This window comes from Nocardia tengchongensis, assembly GCF_054781395.1.
The window spans coordinates 155,934-175,750 of the sequence record NZ_BAAGUM010000003.1 but is presented as its reverse complement, the minus strand read 5'-3'; the positions used below and the strand labels follow the sequence as shown (position 1 = coordinate 175,750).

Below are 19,817 nucleotides of genomic sequence, written 5' to 3'. Positions count from 1 at the left end.
TCAGGCGGCTTTACGCGCCCTCGGCGGTACGGGTGGTGAGCCAGGCGCGCCAGTCGGCGACCAGGTCGGGGTAGGTGAGGCCGAGCACGCTGTGCAGGACGGCCTCGACGGCGGCGCGGTCCTTCGGACCGGTGGCGAGCTGTCGATACAGCTCGACCAGGGTGTGATCGCCGAAGCGGTCGGCGATGAACGCGCACGCCGACCAGCCCTGTTCATAGGAGAGCGAGGCCTTGCCGCTGGTCGGTTCGAACAGTTCGTCGGCCGGGAGGTCGGCGGGCAGGTCACCGGCGCGGACCCGGGCGGTCAGCGCCGGGGCGATCTGGGTGACCGGCTGCCGCATGCCGCGGTGCGCGGAGTATTCGGCGAAACCCTCGAGCATCCACATCGGCGACCCGTCGACGGTCACCGCGCGGCTGGCCATGTGGGTGAGTTCGTGACGCAGCACCGATCGCAGGCCGTCCGCGCCCAGGCGGCGGCCGGCCTCGGGCCCGAAAACCACGCGCTGCCCGGTCAATTGCGCGCCCGGACGCACCGGGTCGGCGACGGTGGAGGCAGCGACCTCGGCAGGTACGGCGCCGACGGCACGGGTCAGGGCCGCGAATTCGGCTGGGCTGGAAGCGACCACCACGACGGGGGCCCGATTCCAGTCCGAACCCCACAGCGCGGTGACCGCGGCGGTGGATGCCGCGAGTTCGCTCGCCAGCACATCGAGGTCCGCGCGCTGCCCGGCATGGCCGAGCACGATGCCGGTCCGGTCAGCCCCGGTGGCCACCGATTCGGCGACCACTTTGCCGTAGGAGTCCATGGTCCGCTGCACCAGCGGCACCTGCGGATCGGTGGCCTGGCTGACGTCCTGGCCCGGCACCACCGCACGCAGTTTGGGCAGCACCGAGTTCGGGAGCATGAGCAGCGCGCCGCACGCGGCGGTCAGGGCGCTGACCATGACCAGGGTGAGCACGAACTGGAACCGCCGCTTCGCCGACAGCCAGCCGCGGGCCTGCCGCAGAGTGCTCATTGCCGCCTCTCGTTCAGAATCGACGCGCTGAATGGAACGGTGACGAACCCAACGGCGCGACCTGGACGGGTACGCCGAAAGTCGAAGCGTGCAGCATCAATCCGTTGCCGGCGTAGATGCCCACGTGGGAGATGTCCGAGTAGAAGAAGACCACATCACCGGGCTGCAGGTCCTGCTGGTCGACCGGCGTGCCGTATCCGGCTTGCTGCTGGGAGGTGCGCGGCACGTTCTTGCCGACCTGATGGAAGGCCCACTGCACCAGGCCGGAGCAGTCGAACTGGTCCGGGCCGGTGGCGCCCCAGACGTAGGGATCGCCGACGCGGGTCAGGCCCGCGGCCAGCGCGCTGGTGCCCGAACCCGGGACCAGGCCCTTGAGCAGGCTGTCGCGATCGAAGCCGGGCGGGAACATCGAGCCCGCCAGCGCGGACTTGTCACCCGCGGAGAGCTGCCCCCACGCGGCGATGACCTGGGCCATGGACCCTTGCAGCGCAGCGCGTTTGGCCTCCAGGTCGGAGCGCACCTTGTCGGCGGCGACGCTGGCGGCGCGGGCGGCGTCGGCGGCGGCGCGGGCGCCGGCCTCGGCGGCGGCGGCCGCGTCGGTGGCCTTCTGGTACTGGCCCAGTTGTTCATTGGTGCGCGCGCCCACCAGGTCCACGATGGACATCTGGTCGAGCAGCTGCTGCGGGGAATTGCTCACCAGTAGCGAGGTGAGCCGGTTGGAGCGGCTGCCGAGCAGCGCGGAGGTCGCCGCGCGTTCGATGACCGGTTGGTAGCGGCGGATTTCGGCCTTGGCCGCGTCCAGCGTGGCGGCCGCGTCGGCGGCGCGCTCGTCGGCGGTGGCGGCGGTGGCGGCCTTGGCGTCGAGATCGGCCTGGGCGTTGAGCGCCTGCTGATTCATCTGCTCGGACTGCCGGGAGAGATCGATCATCCGCTGCACGGCTTCACTGGCGTTGGCCGGTGCGGCGACCGGATCGGCGGCCGCGAGACCGTAACCGCCGTAGGTGCCGACCATGAGGGCGCCGACCGTGAGCGCGCCTCCGACCAGTCGTCTGGTCCGCTCACTGTGTGTTCGCCGATACTGCGCTTGCGCTGCCACCGCTGGTGTCGTCCCGTTCTCTTACCCCGAGCCGGTCAAGAAGGTCTCGGTAAGATTACGAAACGGCGACCGCTTGTGTCCAGCAGGCCACGGAAGCATTACGGTCGCCGCCTCTCCCGCAGGTCGTCCGCCTGCGGTCGGCTGGGGGACGAATCCCCCGGTAGAGCGAGGGATCTCAGATACGGGTGGCGCCCGCGAACGGCATCGAGGAGATCGGGGCGACCTTCACCGGCTGACCGGAGGTCGACGCGTGCACCACATTGCCGTCGCCGATGTAGATGCCGGAGTGGCTGCCGCCGTAGAACGACACCACGTCGCCGGGCTCGAGGCCGTCGTAGGACACCGGGCTGCCGGTGTTGGCCTGCTCGTAGCTGGTGCGCGGCAGGCTGACACCGGCCTGGGCGTAGGACCACTGCACGAGGCCGGAGCAGTCGAAGGCGTCCGGGCCCGCGGCGCCGTAGACGTACGGGTCGCCGACGCGGCTCATGGCGGCGTCGACCGCGGCCTGACGGAAGCTGTGCTGCGGGGCCGGGGCGCCCGGGATCGCGATGCCGGGCAGCGGCGGGATGTTCACCGGGATGGACTCGGGCAGGCCCGGGATCCCGGCGGGGAGCTGGATGGCGTCGGGGACGTCGATGACGCCGACCGGGGTGTTGACCGGCTGGGCCGACGCGGGAGTAGCGGGCAGCAGCAGCGCGCTCAGCGTGGCAGCGCCGACGGCACCGGCGGCGGCCGCGCGACGCGCAGTGCGCTGCATGCCCCGGACCTGTCGCTTGACGGTGGTGGTCGCCATGGTGAGGTACTTCCAATCTGCCCCGCGACGCCACACCCGGTGGTGCGTCGGACTCCGCGAGGTCTCAGGAAGATTACGAGGACATAACGGTGCTTTGTAAAGCCGAGGCGGTGGATACGTGACTCAGAATTGTTGCGCACCCGCATTTCGGTGCGACAAACGTCACAGCAATCACGAAACGATAACAGCGGCCGTTTTTCCCGGAGCGTCCCGGGAGCTACCCGCCGGTAGCAAGCGCCCATCCGGAGCCCTTCCGACCTCGACAGATCCCGCATAACACCCGGTCACGGCTATGACCACCGACCTGGGCGATTGCCAAACCCCCACCCGGCACGCCCGAGCGCGGGATACCGGGGCAGCACCCACCGGGCACGAATCCGGACCAACCGGCCTTTCGCGCAGAATTGATACATATTATCAATAACTGTGACCCTGGTCACAAACCGGCATATTTGCGCAATCCGGGGATTTCATCTCGAGAATCTCCACCACATATTCGGGGATTTCCCCTGTTCAACTCGAGTGACCAACTTCGGGCGCAGCTTGTCGGACCCCACGCCTAGGCTTGCGGATCGTGTCCGGACAGCTGGCCTTCGATGAGCTCGAAACCCCGCTCTACGACACAACGTTCGTGGTCGTGGACCTGGAGACCACCGGAACCAGCCCCGAGGGCGACTCGATCACCGAGATCGGCGCGGTCAAGGTGCGCGGTGGCGAGGTGCTCGGCGAGTTCGCGACCCTGGTGAATCCCGGCTGCGCGATTCCCCCGCAGATCGTGCAGATCACCGGGATCACGACGGCCATGGTGATCGACGCGCCCCGGATCGAGGAGGTGCTGCCCGGCTTCCTCGAGTTCGCGCGTGGCGCGGTGCTGGTCGCCCACAACGCCCGGTTCGACACCGGGTTCCTGAAAGCGGCCGCGGCCAAGTGCGAACTGCCCTGGCCCGCTTTCCAAACCGTGTGCACCGTGCAGCTGGCCCGCCGGGTGCTCCCGAAGGACGAAGCGCCCTCGGCCAAGCTCTGGTACCTGGCGCAGCTGCTCGGCGCGGAGACCCGCCCCACCCACCGCGCGCTCGACGACGCCAAGGCGACCGTGGACGTGCTGCACGCCCTGATCGCCCGGGTCGGCAATCAGGGCGTGCACAGTCTCACCGAGCTGCTCGACTATCTGCCCGAGGTGACCCGCCGGCAGCGCGCGAAACGGGTGCTGGCCGCGGACCTTCCGGCGACGCCGGGCGTGTACCTCTTCCGCGGCCCGTCGGACGAAGTCCTCTATATAGGGACGGCGGTGAATCTGCGCCGCCGCGTCCGCAACTACTTCACCGGTTCCGACACCCGCCCGCGCATGCGCGAGATGGTGCAGCTGGCCACCCGCGTCGATCATGTCGAGTGCGCGCACGGTCTGGAGGCGGGCGTGCGCGAGCTGCGCCTGCTGATCGCGCACACCCCGCCCTACAACCGCCGGTCGAAGTTCCCGCAGCGCGCCTGGTGGCTGACCCTGACCGACGAGCCGTTCCCCCGTTTCGCCGTCTCCCGCACCCCCACCCGGGATGCGCTGGGCCCGTTCACCTCCCGCACCGACGCCCAGGAGATCGCGGCCACCCTCGCCGAGCAGGCGGGCCTGCGCACCTGCACCACCCGCATCCCGCGCACCGGCCGCCACGATTGCCCGCCGGCCGTGGTCGGCGGTTGCCCCGCGGGCGCCGAAAACAGCCCCCTATATATAGAGGAATACGAACGAGCCCCCGAGGCGATCCGCGCACTCTTCACCGGCGCCGACGACACCCTCCTCCACGCCATCGCCTCCAAACTCGAAACCCTCTCCACCGCAGAACATTTCGAAGCCGCCGCCCGCCTGCGCGACCGCTCGGTCGCGGTGATCCGCGCCCTGCGCCGCACGCAACGCCTGACCGCCCTGGCCGCCATCCCCGAACTGATTGCCGCCCACCCCGACGGCGCGGGTGGCTGGCAGTTCGCGATCATCCGCCACGCCCGCCTGGCCGCCGCCGGCACCGCCGTCCGAGGCATCTCCCCCATGGCCGTAGTCGACCGCTTGGTCGCCGCCGCCGAAACCGTCCTCCCCCACCCCCTCTCGGGCTCCGCCGACGAGCCCACCTATCCCCCACTGCGCGGCGCCCTCCCGGAGGAAGCGGCCCTCCTGGTCCGCTGGCTCGAACAACCCGGCATCCGCATAGTCCGCACCACCGACGGCTACGCCGAACCCCGCCGCGGCGCGGGCCCCTGGCTCGACTGGGTCGCCCGCGCCGAATCCGCCCGCGCGGCCACCCCCGGCGACCCGAACTGACCGCCCCGCGGACCCCCGCGCTGCCAGAATGGCGGCATGTACGTACCCGATGCCGAACGCTGGAACCACAACATCGAGTACCACCCGCTCCTGGCGAACGCGGTGGCGGGAGCCCGCGACGTGCTCGACGTCGGATGCGGAGAGGGCATGCTGGCCAGGCGAATTCGCCTGGCCGGCGCAGCCGTCACCGGAATCGATCCCGACCCGACGAGCATCGAACTGGCCCGAGAGCAGTCACCCGACGGCGACATCACCTATCTCCGAGCCGATTTCCTCGACCATCCCTTCGCCCCGCAGTCCTTCGACGGCATCGTCTCCATCGCCGCACTGCATCACATGGACACCGCGAAGGCCCTGACCCGCATGCGCGACCTCCTCCGCCCCGGCGGCACCCTGGCCGTCGTGGGCATGGCCCGCAACGACTTCCCGGCCGACCTCCCCTGGGCAGCCGCAGCCCTCCTGACCAGCATCAAGGACCGCCTGTTCCGCGCCCAATGGGCCCACCCCTCCCCCGTCGTCTGGCCGCCCCCGCACACCTACGCCGAGACCCGCCGCACCGCCGAGCAGATCATGCCCGGCATCCGCTACCGCCGCCACGTCCTCTGGCGCTTCTCACTGGTGTGGACCAAGCCCGATCCGATCTAGCCGCAGCACGATTCGCTAGGCCTGTTCCAGCACTTCGAACGGGATAGTCGCCTCGACCGGATCATCGAGCAGGAGTACGCGGCGGTGCACGTGGTGGGCGCGGTAGCGGCGACCGGACCAGTCGAGGCGGTATTCCTCGATCTCCTCGATCCGCTCTTCCTTCTGGTCCAGCCGGACGATCAGGTAGCGGGGGACGCCGGCGATCGCGTATTGAACTCGCTTGTCGGTGATGTCGGCGTCGATCGTCGATTCGGATGTCACTTCCACGATGAGCAGAACATGGTCGCGCACGGTGTTGACGTTGTAGGGCTCGCAGTCCCGGATCCAGATATCGGGATTGCGGATGTTCAGTCGGCGGTCCGCGGCGGCCGACTCACTGTCGGCGAAGCGGGCGGCGACATCGGAATCCACCACCATGCGGGGACCACCGGGACGACGGGCGGCCTCGAACAGCCCTGCCAACCGCCGCACGACCCTGCTGTGCAATGGGCTCTGAGCCATCATCGGCACGACGCGCCCGTCCACGATCTCGATATCTCCGAGGTCGGAAGTCGCTCCGTCATCGAACTCCTCGGCCGTCACGCGCAGGGCGTCTTGCTCGTCGAGAGCGCTCATGTCGACCATCATTTGCAGCCTGGCCGGGGTTGACTCTGACATCGTGTGAGGCGGCAGACTCGCTGGCGTGACCGATTCCTCGAAGCTGATGTCCATCGGCAGCTTTTCCTCGTTGAGCAGGATCAGTGTGCGGATGTTGCGGCACTACGACGCCGGCGGCGTGCTGGTTCCCGCGTGGGTCGACGATGCCACCGGGTATCGCCGGTACGCGCCGGAGCAGTTGGCCGATGCCGCCCGGATTCGTGAGCTGCGTGATGTCGGGTTCGGCGTATCCGCCATCGGAGCCCTGCTCGCCGTGTTCGGCTCGGACACGTATGCCGATGCGTTGCGTTCGCAGCGCCGGCTGCTCGTGGACGAGGCCGCGTCGGCCCGGCAGCGGCTGGCCCTCATCGAGCGCATGCTCGACCGGAAAGACTTGGAGAACACCTTGTCCGACATCGAGGTTCAACTGATCGACATCCCGGCGCAGACGCTGGTGACGCTGCGCGGGGTGATACCCGTCTATGCCGCGGAGGGGGAACTGTGGGCGCGTTTCATGCCCGAACTCCACCGGCAGCGGATCGCGGTGACCGGATCGGGCGGCTGCATCGATCACGACGCCGAATTCCGGGAATCCGACGTCGATGAATCGGTCTTCGTGGAGACCGCTGCGGACGTCGAGGTGCAGGCCCCGCTCGTCGCGCTGCGCTTTCCGGCGCGGCGCGCGGTGTGCGCCACGGTGACCGGCCCGTTCGCGGAAGTGATTCCGCGGGCGCACGATCGGATCGCAGCGTTCGTCAACGATCACGGTCTGCGGCTCTCCCGTACCCGCGACGAGATCGCCACCCACCATTTCACCGTCTATCGCAACGATCCCAACCAGGTTGCCGAATCGGAGGCGACGATCTCGGTGGTCTTCCCGGTCGCCTGAGTCGCTACGCAAAAGGGGAAGGCCCCGAGTCGGTTTCGACTCGGGGCCTTCCCTGATGACGTTCGATCAGTGATCGGACTGCTTGCCGTGGGCGGCGTTCTGGGCCGCTTCCAGCACTCCGAGCATCTTGTGCTCTTCTTCGTGGGCGATGGCGACGTTCTCCGCCTGCTCCGACGCGGGGTCGGCGCGCAGGAAGGAGCCGGTGCCGGGCTTGCCCGCGGATCCGAGCTTGGCCATCTTCTTGGGCACCGGGGCGCCCTGGTACTCCAGCGGGATCGGGTGGCCGTGCGAGTCGACCGGGCCGAGGGGCTGGTGGACCTCGATGTACTCACCGTGCGGAAGCCGCTTGATGACACCGGTTTCGATGCCGTGCTCGAGCACCGCGCGGTCACTGCGCTGCAGACCGATGCAGAACCGGTAGGCGGCGAAGTAGGCCATCGGCGGGGCCAGCAGCAGGGCGATGCGGAAGAACCAGGTGGTGGCGTTCAGCGAGATGTCGAACTTCAGCGAGATGATGTCGTTGACACACGCCAGCGTCAGCACCATGTAGAACGCGATGGCCATGGCACCGATGGCGGTGCGGACCGGCACGTCGCGCGGACGCTGCAGCAGGTTGTGGCGGGCGGTGTCGCCGGTGAGGCGCTTCTCGATCCACGGGTAGGCGATCAGCACGGTGAACACCAGGCCCATGATCAGGGCGACCCAGAACGGCGCCGGGACCGTGTAGCGGCCCAGGTACAGCTCCCACGGCGGCATGAGACGCGCCATGCCGTCGGTCCACATCATGTAGAAGTCCGGCTGCGAACCCGCGGAGACCTGAGACGGGTTGTAGGGGCCCAGGTTCCAGATCGGGTTGATCTGGAAGACGCCACCCATGATCGCGACGATGCCGAGGGTGAGCGCGAAGAACGCGCCCTGGTCGGCGGCGAACACCGGGATGATGCGGGCGCCGACGACGTTCTTCTCGGTGCGGCCCGGTCCGGGGAACTGGGTGTGCTTCTGGTACCAGACCAGCGCGACGTGCGCGGCGATGAGCGCCAGGATGATGCCCGGCAGCAGCAGCACGTGCGCGATGTAGAGGCGCGGAATGATGATGGTGCCCGGGAAGTCGCCGGCGAAGATCAGCCAGTGCATCCAGGTGCCGATCACCGGCATGCCCATGGTGATACCACCGAAGGCGGCGCGCAGACCGGTGCCCGACAGCAGGTCGTCGGGGATCGAGTAGCCGAAGAAGCCCTCGAACATGGCCAGGATGAGCAGCAGCGAGCCGATCACCCAGTTGGCCTCACGCGGCTTGCGGAAAGCGCCGGTGAAGAAGATGCGGAACAGGTGGATGATGATCGACGACGCGAACAGCAGCGCCGCCCAGTGGTGCACCTGTCGGACGAACAGACCGCCGCGCACCTCGAAGGAGATGTTCAGCGCGGTCTCGTAGGCCCGCGACATGGTGACACCGCGCAGGGGCTGGTAGGCGCCCTGGTAGACGGTCTCGCTCATGGACGGGTCGAAGTACAGCGTCAGGTAGATGCCCGACAGCAGCAGGATGATGAACGCGTACAGCGCGATCTCACCGAGCAGGAACGACCAGTGGGTCGGGAAGACCTTGTTGATCGATCGCTTGGCGAACGCAGCCAGGTGGTAGCGCTCGTCCATTTCGTTGGCCTGGACGGCCGCTTTGCTAGGGCTCATGAACGACGCTCCCAGAAGGCCGGGCCGAGCGGCTCGATGAAGTCGCCGGCGGCGACCAGGTAGCCATCGGCATTGACGGTGATCGGCAGCTGCGGCAACGCGCGGGCGGCGGGACCGAAGACCGGCTTACCCCATTCGGTCGCGGAGAACTGCGACTGGTGGCAGGGGCACAGGATCCGGTTGGTCTGCTGCTCGAACAGTGAGGTGGGGCAGCCGAGGTGGGTGCAGATCTTCGAGTAGGCGAAGTAGTCGCCGTAGTTGAAGCTCTCCTGGCCCTTGCGCTTGATGGCGTGCTCGGCATCGTGCGGACGCAGACGGATCAGCATGACCGCGTTGCGGATTCCGCGCAGCGACTGCAGGGTCGCGTGCTCGTCGCCGCGCCAGGATTCCTTCCAGGGGAAGACGGTTTCCATGGCGCCGCCGTCGAGGTCCTCCGGCTTGACCAGGACGATGTCCTCGGGGCGGCCGGTGTCGCGACGCAGGAAGACGGTCTCGCCCGGGTAGTCCGGGGTCCAGCCCGAGACCCACAGCGGCGACTTGTCGCGCTTGGCCCACGGGTTCTTGATCATGCCGCCGACGAAGAGGAACAGCGCGCCGACTCCGACCAGGCCCGCGCCCAGACCCGCGGTGCGGGTGATGAGCTTGCGGCGGCCCAGGGTGGAGGTTTCGCCGGCGTCCTGCAGCTGCGCGACCAGGGTGCGCCGGTTGACCTCCGAGGACGCGCCGTCGTGGCGGTCCTGGATGGAGATCTCGGCGGGGATGAAGTGCTTGCGGATCAGCACGATCGCCACGCCGATGGCCAGCACGGCGATGCCGAGGGTGAGGCCGTACAGCGGGGTGGTCAGGGTGTACATCCCGTTGCCGTCCTGGTTGCGGCCCTTGTACTCCCAGGGCCAGAACAGGAAGACACCGATCAGAGCGGCACCCGCGAGCGCGGAGATGCCGAACCACAGGGCGACGCGACGCTCGGCGCGCTTCTCGGCCCGGGTGCCCTCGACCGGCCAGCGGGGGGCGCGGTAGGCGACGTCGACGCCGTCGAGTTCGGTGCCGAGCTTGACCAGCTCGTCCCGCGACATGGCGTCGAGCTGCTCATCGGTGGGTTCGGTGGGGTTGTCCCCCATGCTGTTTCGCTCCTGTTCACTCATGACCGGGAACCGATCCACATCGCGGAGCCGACCAGGGCCACGATGCCGACGACCCAGATCGCCAGACCCTCGGTCGCGGGACCGAAGCCACCGAGGCCGTAGCCGCCCTCGGACTTGGTCTCCATGCGGTCCTTGATGTACGCGACGATGTCCTTCTTCTCGTCCGGCGTCAGCTGCCGGTCGGAGAACTTGGGCATGTTCTGCGGGCCGGTCAGCATGGCCAGGTAGATCTGCTGCTCGCTGGCTTCTTCCAGCGGGGGCGCGAACTTGCCGGAGGACAGCGCGCCGCCCTTGCCGGTGAAGTTGTGGCAGGAGGCGCAGTTCAGGCGGAACAGTTCGCCGCCGCGGCCGAGGTCGCGGTCCTCGATGAGGGATTCCTGGGCGATCTCGCCGTTGGCGTCGCGCACGACGGTGGGGCCGCCACCGTTGGCCTGGACGTAGGCGCTGATCGCGTCGGTCTGGTGCGCGTCGAACTTCGCGGGCTTGCGCACGATCTGCGCCTCGTTGCGGGCCGCGGGCATGCGGCCGGAGGAGACCTGGAAGTAGACCGCGGCCTCACCGACGCCGATCAGGCTGGGGCCGCGATCCTGGACACCCTGCAGGTTGACACCGTGGCAGGTGACGCAGGAGGTGTCGTAGATCTGCTTGCCCTCGCGGATCAGCGCGGACTGATCTTCGTGCGCGGTCGCCACCTGAGCCTGCGGGGTCAGGGCCGATGCCGCGAAGCCGGCTCCGACGAGGCCCATCAGGAGGACCAGCCCGCCGGCCAGCTTCCGGCGAACGCGGCGCTGCTTGCGGGTCTTGGTGGCCTGGCCGATCCCCTCGGGATCTGGCGCTGACGGGGGAGATGAACTCATCTGTGTCCCTTTGGAGTAGACGGAACCGACTTGTACAAGTTTGGGGTTGCCGAAACGGGGCTGTGTGTTTCGACGCGTCCGGTGTTAGCGGACGAAGTAGATCGTCGCGAAGAGGCCGATCCACACGATGTCGACGAAGTGCCAGTAGTACGACACGACGATCGCCGCGGTGGCCTGCGCCGGGGTGAACTTGCTGAGCTTGGTGCGCACCAGCAGGAAGATGAACGCGATGAGACCGCCGATGACGTGCAGACCGTGGAAGCCGGTGGTGATGTAGAACACCGAGCCGTACACGGAGCTGGAGATCGAGGTGCCCTCGGACACGAGCGCGTGGTACTCGGTCCCCTGACCGGCCACGAAGAACGCGCCCATGAAGAAGGTGAGCAGGTACCAGCGGCGCAGGCCGAACACGTCGCCCTTCTCCGCGGCGAAAACGCCCATCTGGCAGGTGAAGGAGGACAGCACCAGCACCAAGGTCACCGGCACGGCCAGCTTCAGGTTCAGCTCGGTCGGCTCCGGCGGCCAGACGCCGTGCGCCTGCGCGCGAGCAACGAAGTACATGGCGAACAGGCCGGCGAAGAACATCAGCTCGCTCGACAGCCAGATGATGGTACCGACGCTGACCATGTTGGGCCGGTTCAGCGAATGCACACGCTGGGTAATGGCCGATCCTGGGGTCCCTACTGCGGTCGTCACGCCGGTAAGTATGACTTGTCGTAGTACGACAGGCGTAGGCGGGTACGAAACTTTGTCGTACGTGTCGGAAAGCCCAGGGCGAGCGCGCGTCTCGGGGGGTTCCCGGCGTGTCCCCGCAGAGCCTAGATTGCGCAGGTAAGAGGAAGCTGAGGCCCTTTTTCGGGGCGGTGAGAGGGAGTCGATCGTGAAGTCGTGGTGGCAGCGGTGGCGTGGGCGCGGCGGTGCGACGCAACTGGATCCGGGACGCCCGGATCTGGTGGTGGTGGCGTCGAGTTTCGATGACGCGGAGGCCTGTTCGGCGGCGCTGGGCAAGGCGCTGGACTGGACGGCGGACCGTCCGGTGGTGCTCAGGCACCATTTGCGGCTGCCGGCGGCCCAGGTGAATGCGGTGCAAGTCATTGCCGCGCAGGGCGGCTATGACACCGCGTCGGTGTCCGACGCGGACCCGGCGCGGCTGGTGTTGCAGCGGGTGCAGATTCTCGATGCCGTGCACTGTTCGCAGGAGCGTTCGCGGATGGCGGGCCTGGCCCAGCGGCACGACGGCGATGTGCTGGGCTGGGACGCGCTGCAGCCCGCCCCGCGTCCCCGGTAGCGGCGGATTCGGGGCGCGAAGCCGCGTGAGAGTCCCGGGAGTCGGGCTTTCCACACTAGGCTTGCCGCAACCACACTGGTGTCCGGCATGGACCGGCAAGGGGAAGAGTAGGCAATGAGCGCGCGCAGCTGGCGAGAAATTCTCGGCATCCTCACCGACGGCAACGACCTGTCCTCGGACGAGGCCGCGTGGGCGATGAACGAGATCTTCTCCGATAACGCCACCTCCGCGCAGATCGCCGCCTTCGGCGTGGCCCTGAAGATGAAGGGCCCGACCCCCACCGAGTTGAACGGTCTGGCGGGCGGCATGCTCGCGCACGCGCGCCGGGTGCGCCACGACGGCGCGGCGGTGGACATCGTCGGCACCGGTGGTGACCGCTCGGGCAGTGTGAACATCTCCACCATGTCCTCGATCGTGGTGGCGGCCAGCGGGGTTCCGGTGATCAAGCACGGCAATCGCGCGGCCTCCTCCAAGAGTGGCGGCGCGGACGTGCTGGAGGCGCTGGGCGTGAAGATCGCGCTGGGCCCGGAGTCGGTCGAGGAGTGCGTGCAGCGGACCGGCATCGGTTTCTGTTTCGCGCCGGTGTTCCATCCGTCGCTGCGGTTCGCCTCGCAGGCGCGCGGCGAGATCGGGATTCCGACGGTTTTCAATATCCTGGGCCCGCTGACCAATCCGGCGCAGCCGGGCGCGGGCCTGATCGGCTGCGCGTTCCCGGAGCTGGTGCCGGTGATCGCGGGCGTGTTCGCCGAGCGCGGCGCCTCGGCCCTGGTGGTGCGCGGCAATGACGGCCTGGACGAGATCACCACCGCCGACACCAGTGACGTGTGGGTGGTCGCGGGCGGCAAGCTGCACGAAACCACCATCGACCCAACCACTCTCGGTATCGAGCGGGTGGATCCGTCGGCGTTGAAGGGTGGCGACGCGGCGACGAACGCGGCGATCGCGCGCGCCATGTTCGCCGGGGAGCCGGGTGCCGTGCGCGACGCGGTGCTGCTGAATTCGGCGGCGGCGCTGGTCGCCTTCGACCTGACCGCCGACGATGTGCACGGCGATCTGCACGCCAAGCTGGCCGAGGCGCTGAAGCGGGTGGCCGAGACGGTGGATTCGGGTGCGGCCACCGCCCTGCTGGAGAAGTGGGTCACCGTCTCCAACGAGCTGGGCGCGAACTAGCCGTCTAGGTCGCGGCCTCGATGAACCGGCGCATGGCATCGAAACTCTTGATGCCGGGCGCGGTTTCGAGGGAGCTGGAGACGTCGACGCCAAAGGGCCGGTGGGCGGCGACGACCTCGGCGACATTGTCCGGGGTCAGGCCGCCGGCCAGCACCACCTGGCCGGGTACTTTCTCGAGCCAGTCGGGGAATTCGGCGAAGACGCCGGATCCGGCGCTGGCGTCGTAGAAGAAGTACTCGCAGGTCTGTTCGGGCTCGGGCGGCACCGACGAGCAGTAGGCCAGGTTGGGCAGGTCGGTCCAGTTGTAGAGCTGGATGACGTCGAAGTCGTCGATCACTTCGTCGACCTCGCTGCGGTCGAAGGCGACCATGAAGGACCGGATCTTGCCGCGCGCGTGGGCGGCGAGTTCGCGGGCTCGCGCGGGTTCGATGTACCGCTTGCTCTTGGTGGTGCCGACCACGCCGATGGCGGTGTAGCCGAGTTCGACGGCCCAGTCGATCTGTTCCTCGGTGGTCAGTCCGCACACTTTGACGAACATGGGTTTCCTGCCTTCCCCTGAGAGATTGGCTCAGAGTGTCCTGGGAGTTCCGGTAACTCGGCGGAGCGAGGGCGTTCGAGCGGCCGCCGCGGCGTTACAGTTCCGGCATGCGATACGCGGTGGTGCTACCCGGCCTGGTGGTCGTGCTCCTGGGCCTCGGTGTTTCGGTGAGCGCCGCTCACCCGTCGGCCCGTGCCGAGGGGACCGATGCCGGGGCACTCACCGTGGACGGCCGGAGTTACGGCATCCCTTCCGAGTGCGTGACCGTCCGCCATATGCCGCATCGGCTGACCGTCGCCAATGCGACCGACCAGCGGGTCAATGTGTATCTGTTCCCCGGCTGCAAGGGCGGCGTCACGCACATCATCGAGCCGGGTCACAGCGGCCGCGCGCTGGGCGCGTCGGTGCAGACGCGCTGATCGCGGCTATTCGCCGATCGAGAATCCGGCTTCCACGTCGGCGCGCGAGTAGGACTTGAACGCGATGTGGGTGGCGGTGCGTAGCACGCCGGGGGTCTTGTTGATGTGCCCGGTGACGACGTCGGCGATCTCCTCGTGGTCGCGCACCCGGACCTTGGCGATCAGGTCCACATCCCCCGCGCACGAATAGACCTCGGTCACCCCCTTGATATCGGCCAGTTCCTGCGCGGTCTCCGGAATCCGATCCGGTTCGGCGGAGATCAACACAATCGCGGTAATCATGTGCCCAACTCTAGTGGTTCGCCGAGCAGGTCGGCGGCGGCGCGGTGGATCTTGGCGAGCGCGGACATGAGGTGTGCGCGTTCGGCGTCGGTGAGCTCGGCGGTGACCTTGTCCGACAGGGCCTTCCGGTCGGCTTCGACGGGTTCGCGGAGTTCGCGGCCGTGATCGGTGAGCCAGAGCCGGACCAGCCGCTTGTCCTGGTCGTCCTGGCGGCGGGTGAGCAGTCCGGTGGCGGCCATGCGGGTGGCCATCTTGACCACGGTCGGCGTGGTGACGTTCAGTGCGGCCGCCATCTCCCCCGGCGTGCGGCCGTCGTTGTCCCACAGCACGGCCAGGACGTGGTTCTGGCCGAGGTGCAGGCCGTGGCGGCGCATATCGCGATCGGCCAAGGCGCGCAGCACTTTCGAGGTGCGGCCGTGCAGATCGAGGAAGTCGGCTGGGTCGTCGGCGGGCACGAAGCCTCCGTTCGGGTGCGGGCATTGACGTCCGATCGTTAGCCGTCTAGCGTTTTTCGATAGACGGCTAACGATCTGGAGATGTCATGCTACTGCTCACCGGAGCGACCGGGAACATCGGTCGCGAACTCACCCGCATCCTCGACACCCGCGACATCGATTTCCGTGCCCTGGTCCGCGATCCGGCCCGCGCGGCGACCCTGCCCGCCCGCGCCGAGGCCGCCCTGGGCGATCTCGACGATCCGGACAGCGTCGACCGGGCCATGACCGGCGTCACCGCCCTGTTCCTCCTGGTCCCCGGCATCGGCCTGGACCACACCCGCACACTGTTGCGCGCCGCCGACCGGGCAGGTGTGCGGCGGATCGTCCTGATCTCCTCCGCGCACGTCCTGATCGATCCGCTGCCCGCCATGGGCAGCTGGCATCATGAGCGCGAGAACCTGGTGCGCACCAGCGGAATTCCGTTCACGATCCTGCGTCCGGGCGGCTACATGTCCAATGCCCTGGAATGGATCCCGAATCTCCGCTCGGGTGACCCACTACTGGACCCGTCCGGCCCCGGCCGCTTCGCCCCGATCGATCCGGCCGATATCGCCGAGGTCGCGGCCCGCTGCCTGACCGAGCCCGGCCACGCCGGGAAGTCATATCACCTGACCGGCCCCGAGAGCCTGACATTCGGCGAGCAGGTCGCCGTTCTGTCTCGAATCCTGGACCGCGACCTCGAGATTCGCGAGGTGACCACACCGGAGGAAGCGGTGGCGGCCCGCTTCCCGCAGGGCGCTCCCCCGCGCCTGGCCGCGGCGATCGTCGAGGGCTTCGCCCTGCTGCGCGCCGACACCGTCGGCGCTCGCACCGGCACGGTCGCCGAGCTGCTGGGCCGCCCGCCGCGCACCTTCGCGGCGTGGTGCGAGGCGCACCGCGCCGCGTTCGAGCACTGAATCCACGTGCGCCAGTGGCGGGCCGGCGTTCACCACTGGCCGGGGGTGTACTCCCCGCCGAGCTGGCCGGAGATGACGTTGAGCCGGTTCCAGGCGTTGATGGTGGCGATCAGCGAGATGAGGGCGCCGATCTGGTCGTCGTCGTAGTGCTTGCGGACCTGGGCCCAGGTGTCCTCGGTGATGGCCGAGGAGGTGTCGGCCAGGCGGGTGCCTTCCTCTGTGAGGGCGAGGGCGGCGCGCTCGGGTTCGGTGAAGACGGTGGATTCCTTCCAGGCCGCGATCATGGCCAGGCGGACCGGGGTCTCGCCGGCGTGGGCGGCGTCCTTGGTGTGCATGTCCAGGCACATGCCGCAGTTGTTGATCTGGGAGGCGCGGATCTTCACCAGTTCCTGGGTGGCCTTGGGCAGGGTGGAGTCGTCGACGACGCGGGCGGCGGTGACGATGCGCTTGGTGAACTTGGCGGCGATCTCGTTCTCGTACAGGGCGAAGCGGGTCATCGTTCTCTCTTTTCTCGCGGGTGTTCGTTGGCTTCATGAGGTTGACGACGTGGCTCGCAGGGGTGTGACATCGACCCGGGTGTGAGACCGGTCACCCCCGAGAAGTAGGGTCTGGCCAGACATGTGAATCTTGATTTCGCGAATTCGCCTCCGCGCGTCGGGGTCTCGCGCGATCATGGATCGGTAGATTGTGAACCGACCAGTAGTCACATACCGGCTACCTAGGGGGTTGCGATGCTCGAATCAGGCAGACATCGGCGTATCACGCCCGCGGGCCAATGGCAGGGAGTCCGTCCGCAGCTGCGGCGCACCCTGCCCGGCCGACATCACCGCGAGACTCCGAACACCTTGCGCACCAAGACCTTGCACGCCTTGCTCCCCGGGGCCACCGTCATCGCCCTCGCGGCCGTGGCGACCCCGGCGCACGCCGCCGAAGCGGTGAACCCGGCTCCCGCGGAATCACCGGCTCCGCCAGTCACGGAATCGGGGACCGAGGCGCCGGCCGAGTGGGGAGCCCCGCAACCGGTCGCATCGCAGACTCGGCTACTGCCCGGCGACTCGGCGGACCGGCCGCCGCAGATCGATCCGGTGTTCGGCCTGTCCCAGGATCTGCCGGCGACCTTCGACTCGCTCAGGACCTTCAGCATCCCCGGCATGGACCTGCCGGGCCTCGATCTGCCGGCGCTGTTCACCCCGGAGACCGCGATCGTGGTGCTCGGCTACGGCCTGCTCCCCGACGGCCAGATGCGCCCGGAACTGATGGCCCGCCTCTACGCCGGTTACGTCTCGGCGCTGCTGTCGCCGCAGGCCCCGGTCATCGTGACCGGCGGCAATCCGCAGAACGGCGTCACCGAGGCCGATGCCATGGCCGACTGGCTGGTCGACCACGGCATCGACCGCAACCGCATCCACGCCGAGACCAAGGCGAATTCGACCGTCCAGAACGCGGCCTTCTCGGCGCACCTGATGGACGTGATCGGCGCGCACGCCGCGATCCTGATCACCTCGGCCGACCACATCGCCCGCGCGCTGACAAATTTCCAGGCCGCGGGCATCTCGGTGGTCGCCACCCTGACCCCGGATTCCGCGCCGCTGTCGGCGCAGCCGTTCGGACCGGGCGTGAGGTAATAGCGGAAAACCGAAGGCCCGCCGATCGATTCGATCGGCGGGCCTTCGGTGTCCGGGAAGTCAGGCGAGGTAGCGCGCGATACTCTCGGCGACGCAGGCGGGCTTGTCGACACCCTCGATCTCGACGGTCATGGTCCGCACGGCCTGCACGCCGCCGGGGATGTCGCTGACGCTGTCGAGGGTGAGGCGGCCGCGGATGCGGCTGTCCACGAGCACGGGGTTGATGAAGCGAACCTTGTTCAGCCCGTAGTTGATCGCCATGTTCGCCGCGCTGACGGACATGATCTGCGCGGTCATCGGCACCACCAGTGACAGGGTGAGGAAGCCGTGGGCGATGGTGCGGCCGTAGGGTCCGCTTTCGGCGCGGGCGGCGTCGACGTGGATCCATTGGTGGTCGTCGGTGGCGTCGGCGAAGGTGTCGATGCGCCGCTGGTCGACGGTGATCCAGTCGCCGACGCCGAGTTCGGTGCCGGCGGCGGCGCGCATTGTGTCGAAGTCGCTGAAGTCGATCATGGTGCTGCCCTTCAGATGTAGCGCTGCTTCAGTTCGCGCTTGAGGATCTTGTGGGTGGGGCCCATCGGCAGTTCGGTGACGAATTCGACGCGGCGCGGGTACTTGTACCGGGCCACATGCTCTTTCGCGTAGGCGATGACGTCCTCGGCGGTGAGCGGCCCCGAGGGGACGACGACCGCGAGGATCTCCTCGCCGTAGGTCTCGTCGGGCACGCCGATCACCGCGACCTGCGCGATGTCCGGGTGCCGCAGCAGCGCGGCCTCGACCTCGGTCGGGTACACGTTGAACCCGCCGCGGATGATCATCTCCTTGATCCGGTCGACGATGCGCAGGTAGCCGTGTTCGTCCTTGATGCCGAGGTCGCCGGTGCGGAACCAGCCGTCCACCATGACTTCCGCGGTGGCGTCGGGTCGCCCGGTGTAGCCGTTGAACACGTTGTGGCCGCGCACCACGACCTCGCCGAGGGTGCCGGCGGGCTGCAGGTCGATGCGATCGCGGACGGCGGCATCGGCGATCTCGACCTCCACGCCCCACACCGTATGCCCGACGGTGCCGGTCTCGGGGCCCAGCAGCGGCTGGTTCACCGTCGCGGTGGGCGAGGTCTCCGACAGGCCGTAGCCCTCGAGAATGTGTGCGCCGTACACCTTCTCGAATTCCTCGATGATGACCGGCGGCATGGCGGCCCCGCCGCTGATGCACAGTCGCAGCGTGGGCAGCGCTGCCGCGTCCTTCGCGGCGTCGAGCAGCCCGTGGTACATGGTCGGCACGCCGTGGAAGGTGTTGACGTTCTCCCGCACCATGAGCTCGATGGCCTGTGCCGCATCGAATCTGGGCAGCAGCACCAGGGTGGCGCCGAGCCGCCAGTGCGAGTTCATCGACACCGTCTGCCCGAACACGTGGAACAGCGGCAGCGCGCCGAGCGCGATGTCCTCGCGTTCGACCTCGTTGGCGTCGAAGGCGTTGACCGTCGCGCACATGACCATGTTGAGGTGGCTGAGTTCGGCGCCCTTGGGCCGCCCGGTGGTGCCGCTGGTGTAGAACACGACGGCGGTGTCGAGCGGGCTGCGTGCCACGTAAGCCGGAATCGCCTCGCCGGTCAGTTCTTTCGGGCTGACGCAGTCGATGCCGGCGCGCGCCGCGGCTTCCTTGCCGACGGCCTCCACGACGGGATGGCAGATCATGAGCTTGGCCCCGCTGTCGCGCAGCACGTACTCGGCCTCGTCGGCGGTGAGCAGCAGGTGCACTGGAACCACGGTCGCGCCCGCGGCCAGGATGGCGTAGTAGGCGCGCGGGAAGTCGGCGGTGTTGGGTCCCATGAGCGCGACCCGGTCGCCGGGTCGCACCCCGAGTTCGATGAGCGCGCCGGCTTGTTCGCGGGCTTGCCACCACAGCTCGCGGAAGGTGATGCGCTGCTCGCCCTCGATGAGGGCGAGGTGGTCGGGTCGCCGCCACGCCGGTTCGGCGAGAATGCTGGCCAGGGAGAGTGTCGCGTTCATCGATACCTCGGGGTTCGAGTCGG

22 protein-coding genes are annotated in these 19,817 nt (G+C 68.4%); 8 read left to right on the top strand and 14 right to left on the bottom strand.

Annotated features, from left to right (window positions below):
* Positions 1-10: 10 nt before the first annotated feature.
* The 3 genes from ACYVKL_RS03680 to ACYVKL_RS03670 all read right to left on the bottom strand — a co-directional run bounded on the left by ACYVKL_RS03680 (position 11) and on the right by ACYVKL_RS03670 (position 2,904).
* Positions 11-1,015: a peptidase MA family metallohydrolase gene (locus tag ACYVKL_RS03680; protein WP_379171139.1), complete on the bottom strand. Its 1,005-nt coding sequence runs from the start codon at positions 1,013-1,015 to the stop codon at positions 11-13.
* 13 nt (positions 1,016-1,028) lie between these two features.
* A complete protein-coding gene (locus ACYVKL_RS03675; protein WP_379171482.1) occupies positions 1,029-2,027 on the bottom strand; it encodes an NlpC/P60 family protein in 999 nt (332 codons plus the stop codon).
* A gap of 259 nt (positions 2,028-2,286) precedes the next feature.
* Positions 2,287-2,904 carry a C40 family peptidase gene (locus ACYVKL_RS03670; RefSeq protein ID WP_379171141.1) on the bottom strand — a complete coding sequence of 206 codons (618 nt, stop codon included), beginning with the start codon at positions 2,902-2,904 and terminating at the stop codon, positions 2,287-2,289.
* Between the two features lie 574 nt (positions 2,905-3,478).
* On the opposite strand from ACYVKL_RS03670, the gene ACYVKL_RS03665 reads away from it, so the two are divergent.
* Both ACYVKL_RS03665 and ACYVKL_RS03660 read left to right on the top strand, forming a co-directional pair.
* On the top strand, positions 3,479-5,209 hold the full coding sequence (locus tag ACYVKL_RS03665; protein WP_379171143.1) for a DEDD exonuclease domain-containing protein: 1,731 nt from the start codon (positions 3,479-3,481) through the stop codon (positions 5,207-5,209).
* A 36-nt stretch (positions 5,210-5,245) separates the two neighbouring features.
* Positions 5,246-5,854 (top strand): class I SAM-dependent methyltransferase, encoded by a 609-nt coding sequence (locus tag ACYVKL_RS03660; RefSeq protein WP_379171145.1) that lies wholly within the window; start codon positions 5,246-5,248, stop codon positions 5,852-5,854.
* 15 nt (positions 5,855-5,869) lie between these two features.
* Here the strand turns inward: ACYVKL_RS03660 and ACYVKL_RS03655 are convergent, their stop codons facing one another.
* Positions 5,870-6,469 carry a Uma2 family endonuclease gene (locus tag ACYVKL_RS03655; protein WP_379171148.1) on the bottom strand — a complete coding sequence of 200 codons (600 nt, stop codon included), beginning with the start codon at positions 6,467-6,469 and terminating at the stop codon, positions 5,870-5,872.
* Positions 6,470-6,536: 67 nt separating this feature from the next.
* On the opposite strand from ACYVKL_RS03655, the gene ACYVKL_RS03650 reads away from it, so the two are divergent.
* Positions 6,537-7,379, top strand: a complete 843-nt coding sequence (locus ACYVKL_RS03650; RefSeq protein ID WP_379171151.1) for a MerR family transcriptional regulator — start codon at positions 6,537-6,539, stop codon at positions 7,377-7,379.
* A 66-nt stretch (positions 7,380-7,445) separates the two neighbouring features.
* Here the strand turns inward: ACYVKL_RS03650 and qcrB are convergent, their stop codons facing one another.
* From qcrB to ctaE, 4 genes are all read right to left on the bottom strand, one after another.
* Positions 7,446-9,068, bottom strand: a complete 1,623-nt coding sequence (qcrB, locus tag ACYVKL_RS03645; protein WP_357202182.1) for a cytochrome bc1 complex cytochrome b subunit — start codon at positions 9,066-9,068, stop codon at positions 7,446-7,448.
* Positions 9,065-10,213 (bottom strand): cytochrome bc1 complex Rieske iron-sulfur subunit, encoded by a 1,149-nt coding sequence (gene qcrA, locus ACYVKL_RS03640; protein WP_379171153.1) that lies wholly within the window; start codon positions 10,211-10,213, stop codon positions 9,065-9,067. The genes qcrB and qcrA overlap by 4 nt, the downstream gene beginning before the upstream one ends.
* The gene (gene qcrC / locus ACYVKL_RS03635; RefSeq protein WP_357202176.1) at positions 10,210-11,070 is read right to left on the bottom strand and encodes a cytochrome bc1 complex diheme cytochrome c subunit; all 861 of its coding nucleotides are present in this window, start codon (positions 11,068-11,070) and stop codon (positions 10,210-10,212) included. The genes qcrA and qcrC overlap by 4 nt, the downstream gene beginning before the upstream one ends.
* Before the next feature lie 84 nt (positions 11,071-11,154).
* A complete protein-coding gene (gene ctaE / locus ACYVKL_RS03630; RefSeq protein WP_213560447.1) occupies positions 11,155-11,766 on the bottom strand; it encodes an aa3-type cytochrome oxidase subunit III in 612 nt (203 codons plus the stop codon).
* A gap of 184 nt (positions 11,767-11,950) precedes the next feature.
* Between ctaE and ACYVKL_RS03625 the strand changes: the two genes are divergently transcribed.
* Together ACYVKL_RS03625 and trpD are read left to right on the top strand one after the other, a co-directional pair.
* Complete coding sequence (locus ACYVKL_RS03625; protein ID WP_379171155.1) at positions 11,951-12,358, top strand: hypothetical protein; 408 nt, start codon at positions 11,951-11,953, stop codon at positions 12,356-12,358.
* Positions 12,359-12,472: 114 nt separating this feature from the next.
* On the top strand, positions 12,473-13,528 hold the full coding sequence (trpD, locus tag ACYVKL_RS03620) for an anthranilate phosphoribosyltransferase (protein ID WP_379171157.1): 1,056 nt from the start codon (positions 12,473-12,475) through the stop codon (positions 13,526-13,528).
* Between the two features lie 4 nt (positions 13,529-13,532).
* On the opposite strand, the gene ACYVKL_RS03615 is transcribed toward trpD, so the two are convergent.
* The gene (locus ACYVKL_RS03615; protein ID WP_379171160.1) at positions 13,533-14,066 is read right to left on the bottom strand and encodes a phosphoribosylanthranilate isomerase; all 534 of its coding nucleotides are present in this window, start codon (positions 14,064-14,066) and stop codon (positions 13,533-13,535) included.
* Positions 14,067-14,173: 107 nt separating this feature from the next.
* On the opposite strand from ACYVKL_RS03615, the gene ACYVKL_RS03610 reads away from it, so the two are divergent.
* Positions 14,174-14,485, top strand: a complete 312-nt coding sequence (locus ACYVKL_RS03610) for a hypothetical protein (RefSeq protein WP_213560442.1) — start codon at positions 14,174-14,176, stop codon at positions 14,483-14,485.
* Between the two features lie 6 nt (positions 14,486-14,491).
* On the opposite strand, the gene ACYVKL_RS03605 is transcribed toward ACYVKL_RS03610, so the two are convergent.
* Together ACYVKL_RS03605 and ACYVKL_RS03600 are read right to left on the bottom strand one after the other, a co-directional pair.
* The gene (locus tag ACYVKL_RS03605) at positions 14,492-14,767 is read right to left on the bottom strand and encodes an Lrp/AsnC family transcriptional regulator (RefSeq protein WP_213560441.1); all 276 of its coding nucleotides are present in this window, start codon (positions 14,765-14,767) and stop codon (positions 14,492-14,494) included.
* Positions 14,764-15,222 carry a MarR family winged helix-turn-helix transcriptional regulator gene (locus ACYVKL_RS03600; protein WP_379171163.1) on the bottom strand — a complete coding sequence of 153 codons (459 nt, stop codon included), beginning with the start codon at positions 15,220-15,222 and terminating at the stop codon, positions 14,764-14,766. The genes ACYVKL_RS03605 and ACYVKL_RS03600 overlap by 4 nt, the downstream gene beginning before the upstream one ends.
* An 86-nt stretch (positions 15,223-15,308) precedes the next feature.
* Here ACYVKL_RS03600 and ACYVKL_RS03595 point away from each other — a divergent pair, with 86 nt between their 5' ends.
* Positions 15,309-16,160, top strand: coding sequence for an NAD(P)H-binding protein (locus tag ACYVKL_RS03595; protein WP_379171165.1), 852 nt, complete (start codon positions 15,309-15,311; stop codon positions 16,158-16,160).
* Between the two features lie 29 nt (positions 16,161-16,189).
* On the opposite strand, the gene ACYVKL_RS03590 is transcribed toward ACYVKL_RS03595, so the two are convergent.
* Positions 16,190-16,657, bottom strand: coding sequence for a carboxymuconolactone decarboxylase family protein (locus ACYVKL_RS03590; protein ID WP_357202155.1), 468 nt, complete (start codon positions 16,655-16,657; stop codon positions 16,190-16,192).
* Positions 16,658-16,891: 234 nt separating this feature from the next.
* Here ACYVKL_RS03590 and ACYVKL_RS03585 point away from each other — a divergent pair, with 234 nt between their 5' ends.
* Entirely contained in the window at positions 16,892-17,785 is an 894-nt protein-coding gene (locus tag ACYVKL_RS03585) for a YdcF family protein (RefSeq protein ID WP_379171168.1), read from the top strand.
* A 60-nt stretch (positions 17,786-17,845) separates the two neighbouring features.
* Here ACYVKL_RS03585 and ACYVKL_RS03580 read toward each other — a convergent pair whose 3' ends face one another.
* Together ACYVKL_RS03580 and ACYVKL_RS03575 are read right to left on the bottom strand one after the other, a co-directional pair.
* Positions 17,846-18,298 (bottom strand): MaoC family dehydratase, encoded by a 453-nt coding sequence (locus ACYVKL_RS03580; RefSeq protein WP_379171171.1) that lies wholly within the window; start codon positions 18,296-18,298, stop codon positions 17,846-17,848.
* An 11-nt stretch (positions 18,299-18,309) separates the two neighbouring features.
* Complete coding sequence (locus ACYVKL_RS03575; RefSeq protein WP_379171173.1) at positions 18,310-19,794, bottom strand: long-chain-fatty-acid--CoA ligase; 1,485 nt, start codon at positions 19,792-19,794, stop codon at positions 18,310-18,312.
* Positions 19,795-19,817 lie beyond the last annotated feature (23 nt).

Bases quoted from the DNA above. Each gene is read 5' to 3' on its own strand.
- ACYVKL_RS03605 (WP_213560441.1), bottom strand. From the start codon at position 14,767: ATGATTACCGCGATTGTGTTGATCTCCGCCGAACCGGATCGGATTCCG.
- ACYVKL_RS03670 (WP_379171141.1), bottom strand. From the start codon at position 2,904: ATGGCGACCACCACCGTCAAGCGACAGGTCCGGGGCATGCAGCGCACT.
- ACYVKL_RS03675 (WP_379171482.1), bottom strand. From the start codon at position 2,027: ATGGTCGGCACCTACGGCGGTTACGGTCTCGCGGCCGCCGATCCGGTC.
- trpD (WP_379171157.1), top strand. From the start codon at position 12,473: ATGAGCGCGCGCAGCTGGCGAGAAATTCTCGGCATCCTCACCGACGGC.
- qcrA (WP_379171153.1), bottom strand. From the start codon at position 10,213: ATGAGTGAACAGGAGCGAAACAGCATGGGGGACAACCCCACCGAACCC.
- ACYVKL_RS03680 (WP_379171139.1), bottom strand. From the start codon at position 1,015: ATGAGCACTCTGCGGCAGGCCCGCGGCTGGCTGTCGGCGAAGCGGCGG.
- ACYVKL_RS03590 (WP_357202155.1), bottom strand. From the start codon at position 16,657: ATGACCCGCTTCGCCCTGTACGAGAACGAGATCGCCGCCAAGTTCACC.
- ACYVKL_RS03610 (WP_213560442.1), top strand. From the start codon at position 14,174: ATGCGATACGCGGTGGTGCTACCCGGCCTGGTGGTCGTGCTCCTGGGC.
- ACYVKL_RS03575 (WP_379171173.1), bottom strand. From the start codon at position 19,794: ATGAACGCGACACTCTCCCTGGCCAGCATTCTCGCCGAACCGGCGTGG.
- qcrB (WP_357202182.1), bottom strand. From the start codon at position 9,068: ATGAGCCCTAGCAAAGCGGCCGTCCAGGCCAACGAAATGGACGAGCGC.
- ACYVKL_RS03580 (WP_379171171.1), bottom strand. From the start codon at position 18,298: ATGATCGACTTCAGCGACTTCGACACAATGCGCGCCGCCGCCGGCACC.
- ACYVKL_RS03655 (WP_379171148.1), bottom strand. From the start codon at position 6,469: ATGAGCGCTCTCGACGAGCAAGACGCCCTGCGCGTGACGGCCGAGGAG.
- ACYVKL_RS03660 (WP_379171145.1), top strand. From the start codon at position 5,246: ATGTACGTACCCGATGCCGAACGCTGGAACCACAACATCGAGTACCAC.
- ACYVKL_RS03615 (WP_379171160.1), bottom strand. From the start codon at position 14,066: ATGTTCGTCAAAGTGTGCGGACTGACCACCGAGGAACAGATCGACTGG.
- qcrC (WP_357202176.1), bottom strand. From the start codon at position 11,070: ATGAGTTCATCTCCCCCGTCAGCGCCAGATCCCGAGGGGATCGGCCAG.
- ACYVKL_RS03585 (WP_379171168.1), top strand. From the start codon at position 16,892: ATGCTCGAATCAGGCAGACATCGGCGTATCACGCCCGCGGGCCAATGG.
- ACYVKL_RS03595 (WP_379171165.1), top strand. From the start codon at position 15,309: ATGCTACTGCTCACCGGAGCGACCGGGAACATCGGTCGCGAACTCACC.